Raw genomic sequence first — 14,288 nt, forward strand, 5'->3', positions numbered from 1 at the left:
GACCTATGCCGCGATTGCCAGCAAGGTTCAAGAACATTTTGGCAACATCGGTATAATTCCAGCAGCGACCGCTTGGTCGCCGCTGGCAAGGGCGACCGCCCGCCGGGCACGTTTGCCCGAGCCATGCGGCGATTGAGCGAAAGAATCTACAGCAGCATTTGCCAAATCGAACAATGCACGACACAGTGGAGCCTGAATTATGGGGCAGGGTCGGGGCAGGAGGGGCAACCATGCAGGTTACACTCGGCCACAGGGTGATCAGGGTTACCGTCGCAGGCCGCCAGTTCGACATCGGCGAACGCGGCCGGCTGACCGGCGCCACCACGGCTGCGCTGCTGATGCATCTGCTGGTCCTGTGGGTCCTGATCGCCAACGCGCCGCACCCCATGGACCTGCCCGCGCCGGACGCCATCAATGCCGAGCTGTACCGCGTCGAGCCGCTTCCGGAGCCGCAACCCGACCAGCCGCAACCGCAGCCCAGCGAGCGCGTGACACCGCGCCAGACGCCGCCCGAACCCGTGCCGCAGCCCGCGCAGCAGGCCCAGGTCCAGACACCTCAGCCGCAGACGGCGGCATCCCCGCAGCCGGTACCCGCGCCGCAACCGGCCCCCGTGCCCGACAAATCCCTGCAAACCGCGCCGCGCGACACCGAGGCCTTCCAGGCGGTAAAGCCTACCACACTAAGCAACCGCACCGATCGCGCCCTGCAGAACAATGACCGCTCCATGCCGACGGTCGCGGCCGATGAACCTCAGCGCAATCCCGACGCCACCAAAAAGAAGAAGCGCGAGGAAGAAGTCCTGGACGCCAATCCGAAACTCGCCCAGCAACACGATGTCAGCGATCTCAAGGTCCACGAAACGCCGCTGCCCAGCGTCGACGCCGCCCCGCCGGCGCCTTCGGGTCTCAGCCCCGACGCCTCACGCCAGGCCTCCGCGCCACCCGCCGGCGGCCAGTCGGGTGCGGCCGGGGCGAGGGGGTCAGCCGGCGCGGCGGCGCTGGGGCAACTGAAAGGCGGACGCAACGGCGTAACCCAGGCCCTGCAAAACCACGAGTCCTGCGTCGATATCCAGAAGAAGGGCAAGACGCCGCCGAAGGACTGCGACATGCTGGCCCTGGGACAGATGAACGGCCTCGGCCTCAAGCCCGACGCCCACCTTCAGGCCGCGGCGGCCGCGCGTGACGCAGACCTGCGTTACAAGACGCAGCCTGGCAATACGGACTACTGGAAGCGCGTCAATGACGGCCCGCAATCGCGTTATCAGCCCGACGATACGGTAAAGCCCGGCCAGTATTCCAACGACAAGGACGACCGCACCCGCAACGGCACGAACAACGATCCCAAGGCCAGGGTGTCGTACTAAATTGTCTACTTGATCAACCGGATATTGGTGACACTTCCACCACTGCTTCCGGTCATCTGCGTCAGGTTCCAGGTCGTGTTGTTCAGGATCAGCTGCCACACAACCATGGTCAGGCTGTCGCTCTGGATGCCCGACTTGGCGTTGAGGGTCAGCTGGCGCGAGGGCAGCCAGATCAGCCCGCTCAGCTGGTTGCTGACCGAATCGTTGAGCACGAACTGGGTCTTGGACAGGCCCGCCGCCTCATACATCAGGATGTTCTTGTAGGTGCCCGAAGTCGGCGCTGACAGGTTGGCTGAAATGCCGCTGTTGAACTGGATCTTGGACGTGTCGGCGTAATAGATGGTGACGCCGCTGCCCGTCCAGGTGCCGCCGTTGACGTTCCAGCCGCCGCCCTTGATGACATAGACGCCCGGCGCCATGGTCACCGTCGCCGAGGAATTGTTGAAGTTGAACCAGCCGCAATAGACGCCAGGCTGCAAGGCCACGGTCGCGCCGTTATAGTTCAGGTTCGAATAGGTGCAGCTCGATGACGACGGGGTGGGCAGGGTCCCGGCGTAAGGGTCATCCTGGGCGGCGCAGCTGAGCGACAGGTTCGGCACGGTCACCGAATTGCGGATGACATTGGCGCCGGCGATACAGATTTTCTTGAAGTTCAGCGAGCTGCCGGAATTGAAGATCGCCGCCGGATTGCCCGTCGACTTGACGTGGATTTCACAATTGGGCGCCGTCACGCTGGCGCCGCTGTTGACCAGCAGCGACTGGGTGCTCGACGGATCCAGCACATAGATGCACGGATTGGACGAGGCCTTGTCGGCGACCGCGGTGGCGCTGGCCGACAGCGAGAAGGCATTGATCCCGACCAGGCCCAGCATGAAGGTCGGCTTCTGCACGGTCGCCAGTCCGGTCATGGTGACCTGGTTGACCGTACCCGAGGAATTCGAGGACGACGACGTGCCGCTGGAATAGCTCTGGCTGGCCGACGCGGCGATCGAGGATGCGACATTGGCGCTGAAGGCCGAACTGGCGCTGGCGGCATTGTTGGACGAGGCGCGCACGCCGGTCAGTACGGCGGCGTCGACCGCGTCCTGCAACTGGGCATGGCCCGAGACGGCGCTGTTGAAGTCGATACCGCCGCCGACGACGACCACCAGAGCCGTCAGGGAGAGGGCGAACACCATCGTAGCGTTACCGCCGACCTGCGAAAACCACTTGAACCAGGACTTCATACGCTCAGTCTTCCCAAATACTTTTCGGGATAGTCTATAATACGAACCTGAAGCAGGGGTTAAGCGACGCGGCCGCTGCCCAGGGACTGCGGGCCGGTCGGCCGGGTATGGCCGCGCGCCCCGTAGGTCATGGTCCCGGCGCGGCGGGTATTCATGTCGTCGGCAATGGCCGAGACGATGCCTTCGGTGACCGTCTTGGCGGCATTGACCGCGCGCTCATAATGGGCCAGCGTGTCGTTGAAGGTTTCCGTCGCCTTGACCAGGGCCTGTTTCTCCTGGGCGGTAATGCCCTTGAGCAGGCCGGGGTCGGCCTTCACGCGCATCGATTCGATGCGGTACAGATTCGACAGGTTGCGCGTTTCCTCGATGCCCTCGAACAGGTCCTGCGGACGATGGGCTTCCAGCTTGCCGATTTCGTCGGTCAGCCGGCCGGTCAAGCGCTCGGTCAGCGCCAGCAATTGCCGGGCCCGGTCGGACGAATTTTGTGCGGATAAGGGCATGGCCGGGGTCCGTATTCGGTTAGGGTTTTAGGCGTGACGCCAGTGGATTTGTTTTCCGGCCAGAAGAAAAGGCCGAAGTGGTGCCTTACACCATGAGGGCTTTTCGACGCCGCCGGGGAGCAAATCCGCGGCGCCCCGAAGGGGGTATCACGTCAAAACCCTAGCTGGATGCGGGCACCGATTGTGCTCCCTGTAGCTTAAGGAGTTCTTTCTGCATCATGGCGGAAATGCCGACGCCGCCGTGCTTCGTCATCTCCTTGCCGATGGCGTCGATATAGAAGGACTTCATCGCTTCCTCACCTTCGCCGCCGCCGAAAGGACCGTCGCTCGACAGTCCCTCGAACATGGGCGAGATCATCTGCGACAGGACCATCGACTCGAAATCCGCGCCCAGCTTCTTGGGATCCCGGGCCTTGTCCGACAAGGCCGACGTCACTGAGCTCTGCGCGCCGATGCCCGCGCTGGTCTGGGCCGATTGCAGGGTGAGGAGGGAGGAACTGTCCATTACATCACCTGGATTTCGGCTTGCAGGGCGCCCGCGGCCTTGATGGCCTGGAGGATCGAGATCATGTCGCGCGGCGTGACCTTCAGCGCGTTGAGGCCGGCCACCAGGTCCGACAACGAAGCGCCGCCGCCGAGTTGCAGCAACTGCTTGCCCTTTTCCTCGTCGACCTTGACATTGCTGTTGGGGACGGTGGCCGTCTGGCCCTGGCTGAACGGCAGGGGCTGGCTGACATCGGGCGTTTCGTCGACCCGGATGGTCAGGTTGCCCTGGGCGATGGCGACGCGCGACAGCCGGACATTCTCGCCCATGACGATGACGCCGTTGACCTCGTCGATAACCACCTTGGCGGGCTCGTCGACATCGACCGGCAGGACTTCGACCTGGGTGATGAAGTCGCTCATGCGCATGCCGGCCGGCGGTTTGATCGCCACGACCGTGGGGTTCATCGCCACGGCCGTGCCGGCAAAGGTGGCATTGATCGAATTGGCGATGCGCTTGGATGTCGTGAAATCGGGATTACGCAGCGACAGCCGCAGCACCTCCATGCTGTTGATGTCGAATTCGCGGTCGTGTTCTATCGTGCCGCCGGACGAGATGCGGCCCGAGGTCGGCACGCCCTTGGTGACCGACGACCCCGACGCGCCGCCGGCCGAAACCGAACCGGTCTGCACCGTGCCCTGGCCAACCGCATAGGCCTCGCCGTCGGCGCCGAGCAGGGGCGTGACCATCAGCGTCCCGCCCAGCAGGCTCTTGGAATCGCACATGGCCGACACCGACACATCGACCTTGGCGCCGGGGGCGGCGAACGGCGGCAGCTCGGCCGTGACCATGACGGCGGCGGCGTTCTTGGAATTGAGGTTGCCGTCGCGGATATTGACCTGCAAGCGCTCCATCATGCTTTCCATCGACTGCATCAGCATGGGGCAGTTGCGGACCGTGTCGCCGGTCCCGTTCAGGCCGACCACGATGCCGTAGCCGACCAGCTGGTTCGAGCGCACGCCTTCGATATCGACAATGTCCTTGATGCGCGAGGCAGCGTGCGCTTCGCCCGACAGCAGGGCGCAGACAAGCGCGCCCGCGGCGATTGCGGCCGTGCCGAAAAGCGGCGTAAGATAGGTCAGTTTGCGAGCACGCATCGGTCACATCGTCCGTTAACCATAACTGACCTTGCGAATGCGAGTTTCGTGCCAGCCCGCCTTGGAAAATTTCCATAATGAAATCAATTGGATGATTTTCAGGCCTATAGGAGAAGACGGGCAGGGGCAAATTATGCCGGGCCGTTAAGGCTTCACTTACCCTGACCCGGCAATATTGACCGATCGACGCGCACGGCCAGGATGGCCTCAGACGATGAAATCGCATGCGCCGACCTTTCACTGTGATGTGGCCGCTGGACGAGTGCACCCGAAGGCGGCCGGGAAACGTGGGTTGCTTTCATGACGATGAAGATCAATTCGACGAGTGGCGTGGGAATGACATCGGCTGCCGGCGGCGTTCGTCGTGCCGGCGGAGATTTCAGTCTCGGCAAATCCGGCGACTCGCAAAAGTCGGCCGCACCGGCGCAGGCCTCGGCGGCCTTCGGCGCGCTCGGCATCGATGCGTTGCTGGCGGTTCAGGCTCCGGAAGACGCCCTGACCGGCCGCCGCCGCCGCCAGATCAAGCGGTCCAACGACATTCTCGACGCGCTTGACGACATCAAGGTCGGCGTCCTGTCGGGCGATATCGACGACGAAGCCCTGCTGCGCCTGCAGGGGCTGATAGCCCAGCATCGTGAAGATACTGAGGACCAGCGCCTGCAGGGCGTGCTCAACGAGATCGAGACCCGCGCCTATGTCGAGCTGGCCAAGCGCCGGCTGATGTAGACAAAGCCTGGCCTGACATATCTAATTCCAAAGGCCGTCCGCGCGGCGGCGTTTGTGCTGAAGATGTAACCTTCACAATTATTCCCTTCCCACCGGTCATCAGCCGATTTATAAGCCGCCAATTCGTGCAGACGGGGCGTTCAGGGTCTGTGCGGCGTGGTACCGATCTTGCTGGCAACGCTTTCAGGCGTGCCGCCACGGGACCGGTACGGCAAGTAGAAAAGTCGGCGTCATGATCAGGGGTATAGAGACCTAATGTCACTCGCAAATGCGCCCGAAATGCCGGGCGGGTACCGTCCCTCCGAGGACGAGGAATACATGAACTCCAGCCAGCTGGCCTATTTCCGGGCCAAGCTGAACGCGTGGAAGGACGAGATCCTCCGCGGCGCCAAGGAAACCGTCAACATCATGCAGAAGGAGACGGAGAACCACCCCGACCTGGTGGACCGCGCCTCCTCCGAAAGCGATCGTGCGCTGGAACTGCGTACCCGCGACCGCCAGCGCAAGCTGATCTCCAAGATCGACGAAGCCATTTCGCGAATCGACGACGGTTCGTACGGCTTCTGTGAAGAAACCGGTGAGCCCATCGGCCTCGGCCGCCTCGAAGCCCGTCCGACCGCGACGCTGAGCATCGAAGCCCAGGAACGCCACGAGCGTTCCGAACGCGTCCACCGCGACGATTGATCCCTTACCATACAGGCGTATAAGAGCAGACATGGATGATCTGCTCTTGTCGCCCGCGGCCAAGTACATCTGGTGGAAGACACCGGAAGACGCCTTGCGTCACCCCCGGGCACGTCATCGCTCAGGTCATGAATATCGGCGACTATGACGACGTCCGTAAAATGATGCGGTCACTGGGCGAAGCGCCTCTTCGTGACGCTCTGCAAAACGCCGATTCCGGGCAGTTCAGCCCGCGATCCTGGCATTACTGGCACTACAAGCTGGACCTTGCCGAGCTGGATCAGGTGCCGCCTCTGCCCCAGCGAAAACTGGCATGACGACCTTTGCACCGCGAACGGATATCCTTCCGGAAGCCCAGCGCCAACTGCGGCCATATCTGGCGGAAGTTACCCGTCAAGGGTTTGTTCTATACGGCGGAACCGCCATCGCGCTTCGGCTCGGCCATCGTGTGTCCGTGGACTTCGACTTTTTCCACCATCTTCCCCTCGATCGCAACCGCCTTTACAAAGCCTGCAGACCTTGACCCAGGCGGCCCGCACCGTCGGCGATCTGCCCGAAGTGGCTATCATCGATCGCCACCTCTCATCGGAAGCCTGGTAGGACCGGCCACATTTAGCCTTTGAAAAAAGGCGCATGGCGGCGTATGGGGTGTGTCCTTTTAAGCCGCCAGAGTCTTCATAGCCATGACCGTCAAGGTTCGTTTCGCCCCGTCGCCCACCGGCCGCATCCACGCCGGCAATGTCCGCGCCGCGCTTGTCAACTGGCTGTTCGCGAAGAAGAACCAGGGCAAGTTCGTGCTGCGCATCGACGACACCGACCTGGAACGCTCGACCAAGGAAAACGAGGCCCTGATCGAGACCGACCTGACCTGGCTTGGCCTCACCTGGGACGAACGCTACAACCAGTCCCTGCGCTTCGATCTCTATCAGAAGGCCGCCGATTATCTCAAGGAAATCGGCCGCTTGTACCCGGCATATGAGACGGCGGAAGAGCTGGTGCGCCGCCGCAAGGTCCAGCTGTCGCGCGATCTGCCGCCGGTCTACGACCGCGCCGCACTTAACCTGACGGATGAAGAGCGTACAGCCCTCGAAGCCGAGGGCCGCAAACCGCACTGGCGCTTCAAGCTCGACGGCAAGCGTGTCGCCTGGGAAGACCTGGTGCGCGGCCATTGCGAAGTCGACACGACCTCGATGTCCGACCCGGTCCTGATCCGCGAGGACGGTGCCTTCCTCTATACGCTGCCGTCGGTGGTCGACGATCTCGACATGGCCATCAGCCACGTCATCCGCGGCGAGGACCACGTCGCCAACACCGGCACGCAGCTCGAAATCTTCGAAGCCCTGTCGCCCATGTTCGCCGATGCCGACCTGCCGACCTTCGCCCACATGCCGCTGCTGGTCGGCGCCGACGGCGAAGGCCTGTCCAAGCGGCTGGGCTCCATGTCGATCAGCCAGATGCGCGAAGACGGCATCGAGCCGCTGGCCATCACCTCGCACTTGGCGAAGATCGGCACGTCCGATCCGCTCGAAGCCGCGCCCTCGCTCGATTCGCTGGCCGAACTTCAGGACTTCGACAAGATGGGCCGCGCCCCGGCGCGCTACGATTTCGATGACCTGATGCGCCTCAACGCGCAAATCCTGCAAGGCACACCCTATGCCGATATCAAGCCGCGCCTCGAGGCCGCCGGCGCCGATCTCGGCGAACTCTTCTGGGACACGGTTCGCATGAACCTGCACAAGTTCGCCGAGGTCACGGATTGGGCGGCCATTGTGTCGGGCGACATCACACCGCGCGTCGACGACAAGGCCTTCGCCTTGAAGGCGCTGGAACTGCTGCCGGCCGAATACGACCGCGACAGCTGGAAGGCGTGGACCGAAGCGATCAAGACGGAGACCGGCGCCAAGGGCAAGGCGCTGTTCATGCCGTTGCGCCAGGCCTTGACCGGCCTCGACCACGGCCCGGACATGGGTGCGCTGTCCTTCCTGATCGGCCGCGACCGCATCGCACAGCGCCTCGGCGCCTAAGCCTCAAATACCATCCTGCGCGGAACGGTGTTGACGGCCGTTATTATATCGATTAATCGCGATGTATGGATAAGAATGACGCCCTGACCTGTTTCGACGCGCTCAGCCAGGAAACCCGGCTGGATGTCGTACGGCTGCTTATACGGTCGGCGCCCGAGGGCTTGCCCGCCGGTGAAATCGGCGAGCGCCTCGGCATTCGCCAGAACACGATGTCGAGCCACCTGAAGGTGCTTGCGCAGGCCCGGCTAATCACCGCCGTCCGCGAAGGCCGTATCATTCGCTATCATGCGGATTTTTCCGCGGTCCGCGGACTGATCGTGTTCCTGATGGAAGATTGCTGTGGCGGAAATCCCGAGCTTTGTCAGCCTGTCCTGGACAAGGTGAAATGCGGGTGTTGAGGTCCAGCGCACGGCCGCTTTTTGCCGAATTCCTGGGCACCGCCCTTCTGTTGGCCATCGTCATCGGTTCCGGCATCATGGGACGGGCCCTGGCCGGCGGAAACATCGCCATCGCCCTGCTTGGCAACACGCTGGCAACGGGAGCGGGGCTTGTCGTGCTGATCACGGTCTTCGGTCCGATCTCGGGCGCGCACTTCAATCCCGCCGTTACATTGGTCTTCGCCGCGCGGCGCGACGTGCCCGCGGGCCGCGCCGTGGCCTACATCGCCGCCCAGATTGCAGGCGCGGTATCCGGCGTCTGGATAGCCCACGCCATGTTCGGTGAACCGCTTATCCAGGTCTCCGCCAGGCTCAGGGACGGCCCTGGTCTGGCTTTTTCGGAAGGCGTCGCGACCTTCGGCCTTATCGCCACCATCTTGGGCAGCTCACGCTTTCGGCCGGACTTCACGCCCATGGCTGTCGGCCTCTACATCACCTCGGCCTACTGGTTCACCGCTTCGACGTCGTTCGCCAATCCAGCCGTAACCCTGGCGCGCAGCCTGTCCGACACGTTCGCCGGCATCGCGCCATCCTCCGTTCCGGCCTTTGTCGCGGCGCAGCTTATCGGCGCGGCCGCGGCCGTCATTGTTTTCAACTGGCTGCTCAGGACGCAGCCCGCAGCAGAGGTTTTCCGCCCATGACCGCCGTCATCTATCACAATCCCGACTGCGGCACGTCGCGCAATGTGCTGGCGGCGTTGCAAGCGTGCGGCCTTGAACCGGTGGTGATCGACTATCTGAGCGAAGGCTGGACGCGCGCGCAGCTGCTGGGCCTGTTCGCCGCGGCCGATGTCACGCCGCGCGGCGCCTTACGCGAAACGAAATCGCCGGCGGCCGAGCTAGGTCTCCTGGAAAACGGTGTGTCCGACGATGCGCTGCTGGAGGCCATGACAAGACACCCCGTCCTGGTCAACCGGCCTTTCGTGTGTACGCCGAAGGGTGTCCGCCTGTGCCGGCCGTCGGAAGTCCTGCTCGACCTCATCGACGTGCCGCAAGGTGTTGTTCTGGCGAAGGAAGACGGGTCGCCGATAATCCGTTAGACGACGCGGCGTGTATCGATCTGGCGCTCGACCGAGGCCATTTCGGCGATGGCCGGCAGGACCTGCTCGACGCGGTCGACGCTGACATAGGTGTACTTGAACGCCGGCGGGGTGAACTGCGCCTTCAGCGTATAGTCGATCAGGTCGAAGAAGGGCTGCCAGAAATTATTGATATTCAGGAAGACAACCGGCTTGTTATGCAGGTCGAGGCGCCGCCACGACAGCAGTTCGATGACCTCTTCCAGCGTGCCGACGCCGCCCGGCAGGACCACGAAGGCGTCCGATTCCTCGAACATCATCATCTTGCGTTCGTGCATCGAGGTGACGACGCGCGTTTCGACATCGTCGAACAGGATTTCACGGCCGCGCAGGAACTGCGGCATGATCCCGAGCACCTTGCCGCCGGCCTCATAGGCCGAGCGCGCGGTTTCGCCCATCAGCCCGACGCCGCCGCCGCCATAGACAAGACGCAGGGCTGCACCGGCGAGAATCTGGCCCAGGTCGGCCGCCGCCGTCTTGAAGGCTTCGTCGTTTCCGAAGGAGGAGCCGCAGTAGACACACACAGACTTAATTTCAGTCTTGGACAAAGGCATAGGATGGAATCCGAAACGCGTTGTTTTTGGAAGTGAAGTGTAAGCCTCTATTCGTAAGGGTGAAAAGTGGATATTGCTTTACGAGTGAAAAAGATTGCTCTGAAAACCCTGCCGCTGCTGTGTTTGACGCTGGCCGCCCTGAGCGCCTGCGACAAGCCGAAGGTGGCGCCGCGCCCCGACCACGCCGCCGAACTGCGCGCCGCCGGCTATACCGGCGCGCCGGTGATCACCGCTGTTTCGCAGCCGTCGCCCGGCACGGTGGTCGTCACGGGCAAGGCCTTGCCGGACGGCCGCGTACGCTTTCTGTACGGCCAGGATCGCGCGGTCGGCGTGACGGCCGACAGCCAGGGGCGTTTCTCCGCCGAATTGCCGATTTCCGGCGCAGGCGGGCTTTACGACCTGTCTATGGAAGATTCCGGCGCGCTTCTGCATGCCGAAGGCCGGCTGTTCGTTCCGGCCGGCCAACCGGCCAAGGCCGTCCTGCTGCGCCCGGGTTCGCCGGCTGCGCCGCTCACGCCGCCCGGCCTCGGCATCGTCGTGGTCGATTATGATTCGGCGGGCGCCCTCGGCGTGGTCGGCCGCGTCGCACCGCGCGCCGGCATCAATCTCGTGGTCGACTCGGAGGTCCGCGCCCAGCCGATCAGCGATCCGAACGGCATGTATTCGGCGGTGACCCAGATCGCGCCGCCCACCGACAATAAGGCAATGGTCACCGTATCGGCCGAAGCCGCCGGCGCGGAATGGAAACGAGCCGTACCCGTATCGAAGCCCGCCGCCGACCAGGACGCCGTCACGGCCATCGATGGCGGGTGGCGCGTCGACTGGCGCATGCCGGGCGGCGGCGTGCAGACGACGCTGGTGTTCTAAACCTCCGTGCCACCCGGCGCTTCAGCGTAGGGCGATTTGGCGGGGTGTCCTGCCTGAGTCCAGACTCCCCGACGCACCTACATCATCTCGTCCTGCTTCTGCTTGGTCGACGAGAACAGCTTCTTCAGGAATTCGGTGATGCCGTGACGCTTGGCCTTGCGGGCGACGGCGTCTTCGCTGACCAGCCAGGCGATCTGGATGACGCGGCGCTCGCCCTCGAACGGCGAATGGCCGTGCCAGGAATTGTCGAGACGCGGAAAGGCGATGAAGTGGCCATAGCCCGGATTGACCTCGTCGGTACCGGGACCGGCCTGGTCCGGGCCTTCCAGGAAGCGCAGATTGCCGCCGCTGGAGCCCTCGCGGTTGAGATAGATCAGAGCCGAGGCCAGCTTGTCGGCGCCGTCCGTATGCGGACGGCCGTCCTTCAACGCCGACCACTTGCGCACCGTCACCCAGGTCGGCTTGCCCGTCAGCTGGACGCCCAGCTTGTCGCCGATCGCCCTGGCAAATTCAGGGCTGCGCACTTCGTCCAGCAGGGTGCGGAACGCCGGGCCCATGGCAAAGTCCTCGGGACGCATGAAGCCGGTCTTGTCGATCTGCGGGAAGTCGCGCTCGATGGCGTCCTGCTGCTCGGGCGGCATGACGCCTTCGCCGATCAGGTTGCGGAACGGATAGTCCGAGGCAGGGGTGGCGGCAATGGCTTCGTAGCGGAGCATGGCGGTCTCAGAACGGAATACAGAACAGTCTTTTCTATATAGCACGCATGCACGCCGCCGCTACCCCACCTTATGACGCCAATTGCCGCAGATCCTCGGTAAGGGCGAAATCGACAGCCGCTTCGGCATGGATGACGGTCGAGTCGAAGCCGGGCAGGGGCAGGGCGTCCGGCGCGATCGACAGCCCCAGTTCCGTACAGCCGAGGATCACGCTGTCGGCGCCGCGCTCGCGGCCTCGCAAAGCCATGTCGTACAGGGCCTGGCGGCTGCGTGGCGTGACAATGCCCTGGCACAGTTCGTCGAAGATGACGCCATGACAGACAGCGCGGTCGGCGGCGTCGGGTACATGGACCTCGATGCCGTGACGGCGCATACGCTCGGCATAAAAGCCGTGCTCCATCGTATAGCGCGTCGCCAGCAGCAGCGGCCTGCGGCGGGAGGCGCTCCGGATCACTTGCGCCGTGGCATCGATGATATCGATCAGTGGCAGATCGCAAGCCGTTACGACATGCGGCGCGACGATATGCATGGTGTTGGTGCAGATCAGCAAGCAATCCGATCCGGACGATTTCAGATCGCAAGCCGTATCGGACAGAAGTTTTCCGGCATCGGCCCACCGGTCGGCCTTTTGCAAGGCCACGACATCGCGGAAGTCGAGCGACCGCAGGGCGATATCAGCCGAGGCCAGGCCGCCCAGGCGCGCCCGCACACCCTCATTGATCAGCTTGTAATAGACCGCCGTGCTTTCCCAGCTCATGCCGCCGATAAGGCCGATTCTGCGCATTGCCGCTCTCCTGCAAAGAGGGCCAGTTTACGGCGGATCGGGCGCAAATGGCGCGCGATCTTACCTGCACAGCGATCATGACGTGCATGTGAGTTGCGTAATATAAAATATATGCGCAAGTCTTCGCCAAAAAAGGAGACCGCCCGTGCTCGATGACCGCGACCGCCGAATCCTCGCCTGGCTGCAACGCGACGCCAATATGCCGCTGGCGGACCTCGCGGAACGCGTCAATCTGTCGGCGTCCGCCTGTTCCAGACGCGTCACCCGGCTGAAGGAGGAGGGCTATATCCAGCGCAGCGTGGCTGTACTCGACCGCCACAGGATGCGCGTAGCGGCGACCGTTTTCGTGATGGTCAAGACGGCGCATCACACGGCGGACTGGCTGGACCGCTTTCGCGACGCATTGTCCGACATCGCCGAGATCGTCGAAGCCCACCGGCTGGCGGGCAATGTCGACTATATCCTGAAAGTGGTGGTGCACGACATCGCGCACTATGACGCCATCTACAAGCGCCTGGTCGGCCGCGTCGACCTGTTCGACGTCTCCGCCTATATCTCGATGGAGACGCTCAAGGACGATCCCGCCATCCCGACGGGGCTCGCCTGAAAGCCTCTAATTGCCGGCGTCGCGGACGACATGGGCATCGACCACGGGCGCGTCCGCCGGCGGACTTGCCGTATAGTCGCCGTCGACATTGGCGTCCGGATCATAGGTCGCGGCCGCGGACCGTTCCGGCGGCATGTTAAGGAAGAGTGCCGCGCAGACCGCCAGCAGGACCAGGCCCATGAAGGCGAAGAAACTGTGGCGGGCCAGCGGCCGGGCATAGGTGGAAACGGCTGCGCTCATCGTCACACCCGTCCGATCAGCATCAGGATGATCAGGACCAGCAGGATGGCGCCAAGGCCGCCCGACGGCGCATAGCCCCAGTTGTTGCTGTAGCGCCAGTTGGGCAGGGCGCCGACGACGGCAATGACAAGAACGACCAGAAGGATGGTACCGAGCATGACAAAGTCCTCCATGTGATGGGGAAAGCATGCCTCCGCGCCCGGTAAGAACGATATGTCCGCCCGAAGCGCGATTTATAAAAACGGCGCAGTCGCTTCGACAGACGGCGGAATGGAGTGGGAAGGGGCGGCGAAATACTCAAGCCGCTCAACTTCGCAACGGTGGCTCCCCGGACAGGACTCGAACCTGTGACCATTCGATTAACAGTCGAACGCTCTACCAACTGAGCTACCGAGGAACAGCAGCACCGTGCGAAGGCGCGCCCTATAGCAAGGCTTTCGGGAGGAGCGCAAGCCAAAAGGCGCGGATTGTACACAGGAAAGACGATTTTTCTGGAGTTGCGCGCAATGCCCGTGCCCAAAACGAAAAAAAGCCCGAAAGAAAACCTTTCGGGCTTTGAGAAGTTTGGTGATGGTGGGTGTCTTCAAAAAAGCAAAGACATATTGTTAATGAATGATTTGCCTTAACGAGGGGTTAATTTCACAAAACGTCGATATTTCCCTGTGCATGAAAACGCACATGGCCGGGGCAGGGCAGGCCAACCCGTTGAAAGTCTTGATTTTCGGGAAGCTGCTGGAGGCCTGACCCGGAGTCGAACCGGGCTACACGGATTTGCAATCCGCTGCGTAACCGCTCCGCCATCAGGCCTCACTGGAGCAAGGTGCGTTGAGCTATCAGATC

Annotated in this window: 20 protein-coding genes and 2 tRNA genes; 11 read left to right on the top strand and 11 right to left on the bottom strand. The window is 63.0% G+C overall.

Annotated features, from left to right (window positions below; translation table 11 throughout):
• Nucleotides 1-230 precede the first annotated feature (230 nt).
• Complete coding sequence (locus tag AB8717_RS10515; RefSeq protein ID WP_443747289.1) at nt 231-1,364, top strand: hypothetical protein; 1,134 nt, start codon at nt 231-233, stop codon at nt 1,362-1,364.
• 5 nt (nt 1,365-1,369) lie between these two features.
• Here AB8717_RS10515 and AB8717_RS10520 read toward each other — a convergent pair whose 3' ends face one another.
• The 4 genes from AB8717_RS10520 to AB8717_RS10535 all read right to left on the bottom strand — a co-directional run bounded on the left by AB8717_RS10520 (nt 1,370) and on the right by AB8717_RS10535 (nt 4,731).
• Nucleotides 1,370-2,590 carry a Tad domain-containing protein gene (locus tag AB8717_RS10520; RefSeq protein WP_443747290.1) on the bottom strand — a complete coding sequence of 407 codons (1,221 nt, stop codon included), beginning with the start codon at nt 2,588-2,590 and terminating at the stop codon, nt 1,370-1,372.
• Nucleotides 2,591-2,649: 59 nt separating this feature from the next.
• Complete coding sequence (locus AB8717_RS10525; RefSeq protein WP_443747291.1) at nt 2,650-3,090, bottom strand: flagellar basal-body protein FlbY; 441 nt, start codon at nt 3,088-3,090, stop codon at nt 2,650-2,652.
• Between the two features lie 160 nt (nt 3,091-3,250).
• Complete coding sequence (locus tag AB8717_RS10530) at nt 3,251-3,595, bottom strand: rod-binding protein (RefSeq protein ID WP_443747292.1); 345 nt, start codon at nt 3,593-3,595, stop codon at nt 3,251-3,253.
• Nucleotides 3,595-4,731, bottom strand: a complete 1,137-nt coding sequence (locus tag AB8717_RS10535; RefSeq protein WP_443747293.1) for a flagellar basal body P-ring protein FlgI — start codon at nt 4,729-4,731, stop codon at nt 3,595-3,597. Before AB8717_RS10535 ends, AB8717_RS10530 begins: the two co-directional genes overlap by 1 nt.
• Before the next feature lie 300 nt (nt 4,732-5,031).
• Between AB8717_RS10535 and AB8717_RS10540 the strand changes: the two genes are divergently transcribed.
• The 8 genes from AB8717_RS10540 to AB8717_RS10575 all read left to right on the top strand — a co-directional run bounded on the left by AB8717_RS10540 (nt 5,032) and on the right by AB8717_RS10575 (nt 9,641).
• A complete protein-coding gene (locus AB8717_RS10540) occupies nt 5,032-5,457 on the top strand; it encodes a flagellar assembly protein FliX (protein WP_443747294.1) in 426 nt (141 codons plus the stop codon).
• 255 nt (nt 5,458-5,712) lie between these two features.
• Complete coding sequence (gene dksA, locus AB8717_RS10545; RefSeq protein WP_443747295.1) at nt 5,713-6,141, top strand: RNA polymerase-binding protein DksA; 429 nt, start codon at nt 5,713-5,715, stop codon at nt 6,139-6,141.
• Nucleotides 6,142-6,269: 128 nt separating this feature from the next.
• A complete protein-coding gene (locus AB8717_RS10550; protein ID WP_443747296.1) occupies nt 6,270-6,458 on the top strand; it encodes a hypothetical protein in 189 nt (62 codons plus the stop codon).
• Nucleotides 6,455-6,664 carry a nucleotidyl transferase AbiEii/AbiGii toxin family protein gene (locus tag AB8717_RS10555; RefSeq protein ID WP_443747297.1) on the top strand — a complete coding sequence of 70 codons (210 nt, stop codon included), beginning with the start codon at nt 6,455-6,457 and terminating at the stop codon, nt 6,662-6,664. Before AB8717_RS10550 ends, AB8717_RS10555 begins: the two co-directional genes overlap by 4 nt.
• A 160-nt stretch (nt 6,665-6,824) precedes the next feature.
• Nucleotides 6,825-8,165 (top strand): glutamate--tRNA ligase, encoded by a 1,341-nt coding sequence (gltX, locus tag AB8717_RS10560; RefSeq protein WP_443747298.1) that lies wholly within the window; start codon nt 6,825-6,827, stop codon nt 8,163-8,165.
• 65 nt (nt 8,166-8,230) lie between these two features.
• A complete protein-coding gene (locus tag AB8717_RS10565) occupies nt 8,231-8,563 on the top strand; it encodes an ArsR/SmtB family transcription factor (RefSeq protein WP_443747299.1) in 333 nt (110 codons plus the stop codon).
• Nucleotides 8,557-9,243 (top strand): MIP/aquaporin family protein, encoded by a 687-nt coding sequence (locus AB8717_RS10570; RefSeq protein ID WP_443747300.1) that lies wholly within the window; start codon nt 8,557-8,559, stop codon nt 9,241-9,243. Before AB8717_RS10565 ends, AB8717_RS10570 begins: the two co-directional genes overlap by 7 nt.
• The gene (locus tag AB8717_RS10575; protein ID WP_443747301.1) at nt 9,240-9,641 is read left to right on the top strand and encodes an arsenate reductase family protein; all 402 of its coding nucleotides are present in this window, start codon (nt 9,240-9,242) and stop codon (nt 9,639-9,641) included. The genes AB8717_RS10570 and AB8717_RS10575 overlap by 4 nt, the downstream gene beginning before the upstream one ends.
• Here the strand turns inward: AB8717_RS10575 and AB8717_RS10580 are convergent.
• Nucleotides 9,638-10,234 (bottom strand): TIGR00730 family Rossman fold protein, encoded by a 597-nt coding sequence (locus tag AB8717_RS10580; protein ID WP_443747302.1) that lies wholly within the window; start codon nt 10,232-10,234, stop codon nt 9,638-9,640. The two genes, AB8717_RS10575 and AB8717_RS10580, sit on opposite strands and share 4 nt — an antisense overlap.
• Before the next feature lie 84 nt (nt 10,235-10,318).
• Between AB8717_RS10580 and AB8717_RS10585 the strand changes: the two genes are divergently transcribed.
• On the top strand, nt 10,319-11,101 hold the full coding sequence (locus AB8717_RS10585) for a hypothetical protein (RefSeq protein WP_443747303.1): 783 nt from the start codon (nt 10,319-10,321) through the stop codon (nt 11,099-11,101).
• A 77-nt stretch (nt 11,102-11,178) separates the two neighbouring features.
• Here the strand turns inward: AB8717_RS10585 and AB8717_RS10590 are convergent, their stop codons facing one another.
• Complete coding sequence (locus AB8717_RS10590) at nt 11,179-11,817, bottom strand: 2OG-Fe(II) oxygenase (protein WP_443747304.1); 639 nt, start codon at nt 11,815-11,817, stop codon at nt 11,179-11,181.
• A gap of 70 nt (nt 11,818-11,887) precedes the next feature.
• Entirely contained in the window at nt 11,888-12,601 is a 714-nt protein-coding gene (locus tag AB8717_RS10595) for an aspartate/glutamate racemase family protein (RefSeq protein WP_443747305.1), read from the bottom strand.
• A gap of 145 nt (nt 12,602-12,746) precedes the next feature.
• Here AB8717_RS10595 and AB8717_RS10600 point away from each other — a divergent pair, with 145 nt between their 5' ends.
• Nucleotides 12,747-13,208 carry an Lrp/AsnC family transcriptional regulator gene (locus AB8717_RS10600; RefSeq protein WP_443747306.1) on the top strand — a complete coding sequence of 154 codons (462 nt, stop codon included), beginning with the start codon at nt 12,747-12,749 and terminating at the stop codon, nt 13,206-13,208.
• A 6-nt stretch (nt 13,209-13,214) separates the two neighbouring features.
• Here the strand turns inward: AB8717_RS10600 and AB8717_RS10605 are convergent, their stop codons facing one another.
• The 4 genes from AB8717_RS10605 to AB8717_RS10620 form a co-directional block, all read right to left on the bottom strand.
• Complete coding sequence (locus AB8717_RS10605) at nt 13,215-13,448, bottom strand: hypothetical protein (protein ID WP_443747307.1); 234 nt, start codon at nt 13,446-13,448, stop codon at nt 13,215-13,217.
• A 2-nt stretch (nt 13,449-13,450) separates the two neighbouring features.
• Nucleotides 13,451-13,606, bottom strand: a complete 156-nt coding sequence (locus AB8717_RS10610; protein ID WP_443747308.1) for a DUF3309 family protein — start codon at nt 13,604-13,606, stop codon at nt 13,451-13,453.
• Nucleotides 13,607-13,769: 163 nt separating this feature from the next.
• Nucleotides 13,770-13,845 (bottom strand) — tRNA-Asn (locus AB8717_RS10615).
• A 336-nt stretch (nt 13,846-14,181) separates the two neighbouring features.
• A tRNA-Cys gene (locus AB8717_RS10620) sits at nt 14,182-14,255 on the bottom strand.
• Between the last annotated feature and the right edge of the window lie 33 nt (nt 14,256-14,288).

The sequence above is a fragment of the Asticcacaulis solisilvae genome, from assembly GCF_052327315.1.
Taxonomy (GTDB): domain Bacteria; phylum Pseudomonadota; class Alphaproteobacteria; order Caulobacterales; family Caulobacteraceae; genus Asticcacaulis; species Asticcacaulis solisilvae_B.

What these genes read in the sequence shown, in the direction of transcription:
- AB8717_RS10515 (WP_443747289.1), top strand. Translation starts at nt 231, where the DNA reads ATGCAGGTTACACTCGGCCACAGGGTGATCAGGGTTACCGTCGCAGGC.
- AB8717_RS10520 (WP_443747290.1), bottom strand. Translation starts at nt 2,590, where the DNA reads ATGAAGTCCTGGTTCAAGTGGTTTTCGCAGGTCGGCGGTAACGCTACG.
- AB8717_RS10525 (WP_443747291.1), bottom strand. Translation starts at nt 3,090, where the DNA reads ATGCCCTTATCCGCACAAAATTCGTCCGACCGGGCCCGGCAATTGCTG.
- AB8717_RS10530 (WP_443747292.1), bottom strand. Translation starts at nt 3,595, where the DNA reads ATGGACAGTTCCTCCCTCCTCACCCTGCAATCGGCCCAGACCAGCGCG.
- AB8717_RS10535 (WP_443747293.1), bottom strand. Translation starts at nt 4,731, where the DNA reads ATGCGTGCTCGCAAACTGACCTATCTTACGCCGCTTTTCGGCACGGCC.
- AB8717_RS10540 (WP_443747294.1), top strand. Translation starts at nt 5,032, where the DNA reads ATGACGATGAAGATCAATTCGACGAGTGGCGTGGGAATGACATCGGCT.
- dksA (WP_443747295.1), top strand. Translation starts at nt 5,713, where the DNA reads ATGTCACTCGCAAATGCGCCCGAAATGCCGGGCGGGTACCGTCCCTCC.
- AB8717_RS10550 (WP_443747296.1), top strand. Translation starts at nt 6,270, where the DNA reads ATGAATATCGGCGACTATGACGACGTCCGTAAAATGATGCGGTCACTG.
- AB8717_RS10555 (WP_443747297.1), top strand. Translation starts at nt 6,455, where the DNA reads ATGACGACCTTTGCACCGCGAACGGATATCCTTCCGGAAGCCCAGCGC.
- gltX (WP_443747298.1), top strand. Translation starts at nt 6,825, where the DNA reads ATGACCGTCAAGGTTCGTTTCGCCCCGTCGCCCACCGGCCGCATCCAC.
- AB8717_RS10565 (WP_443747299.1), top strand. Translation starts at nt 8,231, where the DNA reads ATGGATAAGAATGACGCCCTGACCTGTTTCGACGCGCTCAGCCAGGAA.
- AB8717_RS10575 (WP_443747301.1), top strand. Translation starts at nt 9,240, where the DNA reads ATGACCGCCGTCATCTATCACAATCCCGACTGCGGCACGTCGCGCAAT.
- AB8717_RS10580 (WP_443747302.1), bottom strand. Translation starts at nt 10,234, where the DNA reads ATGCCTTTGTCCAAGACTGAAATTAAGTCTGTGTGTGTCTACTGCGGC.
- AB8717_RS10590 (WP_443747304.1), bottom strand. Translation starts at nt 11,817, where the DNA reads ATGCTCCGCTACGAAGCCATTGCCGCCACCCCTGCCTCGGACTATCCG.
- AB8717_RS10595 (WP_443747305.1), bottom strand. Translation starts at nt 12,601, where the DNA reads ATGCGCAGAATCGGCCTTATCGGCGGCATGAGCTGGGAAAGCACGGCG.
- AB8717_RS10605 (WP_443747307.1), bottom strand. Translation starts at nt 13,448, where the DNA reads ATGAGCGCAGCCGTTTCCACCTATGCCCGGCCGCTGGCCCGCCACAGT.
- AB8717_RS10610 (WP_443747308.1), bottom strand. Translation starts at nt 13,606, where the DNA reads ATGCTCGGTACCATCCTTCTGGTCGTTCTTGTCATTGCCGTCGTCGGC.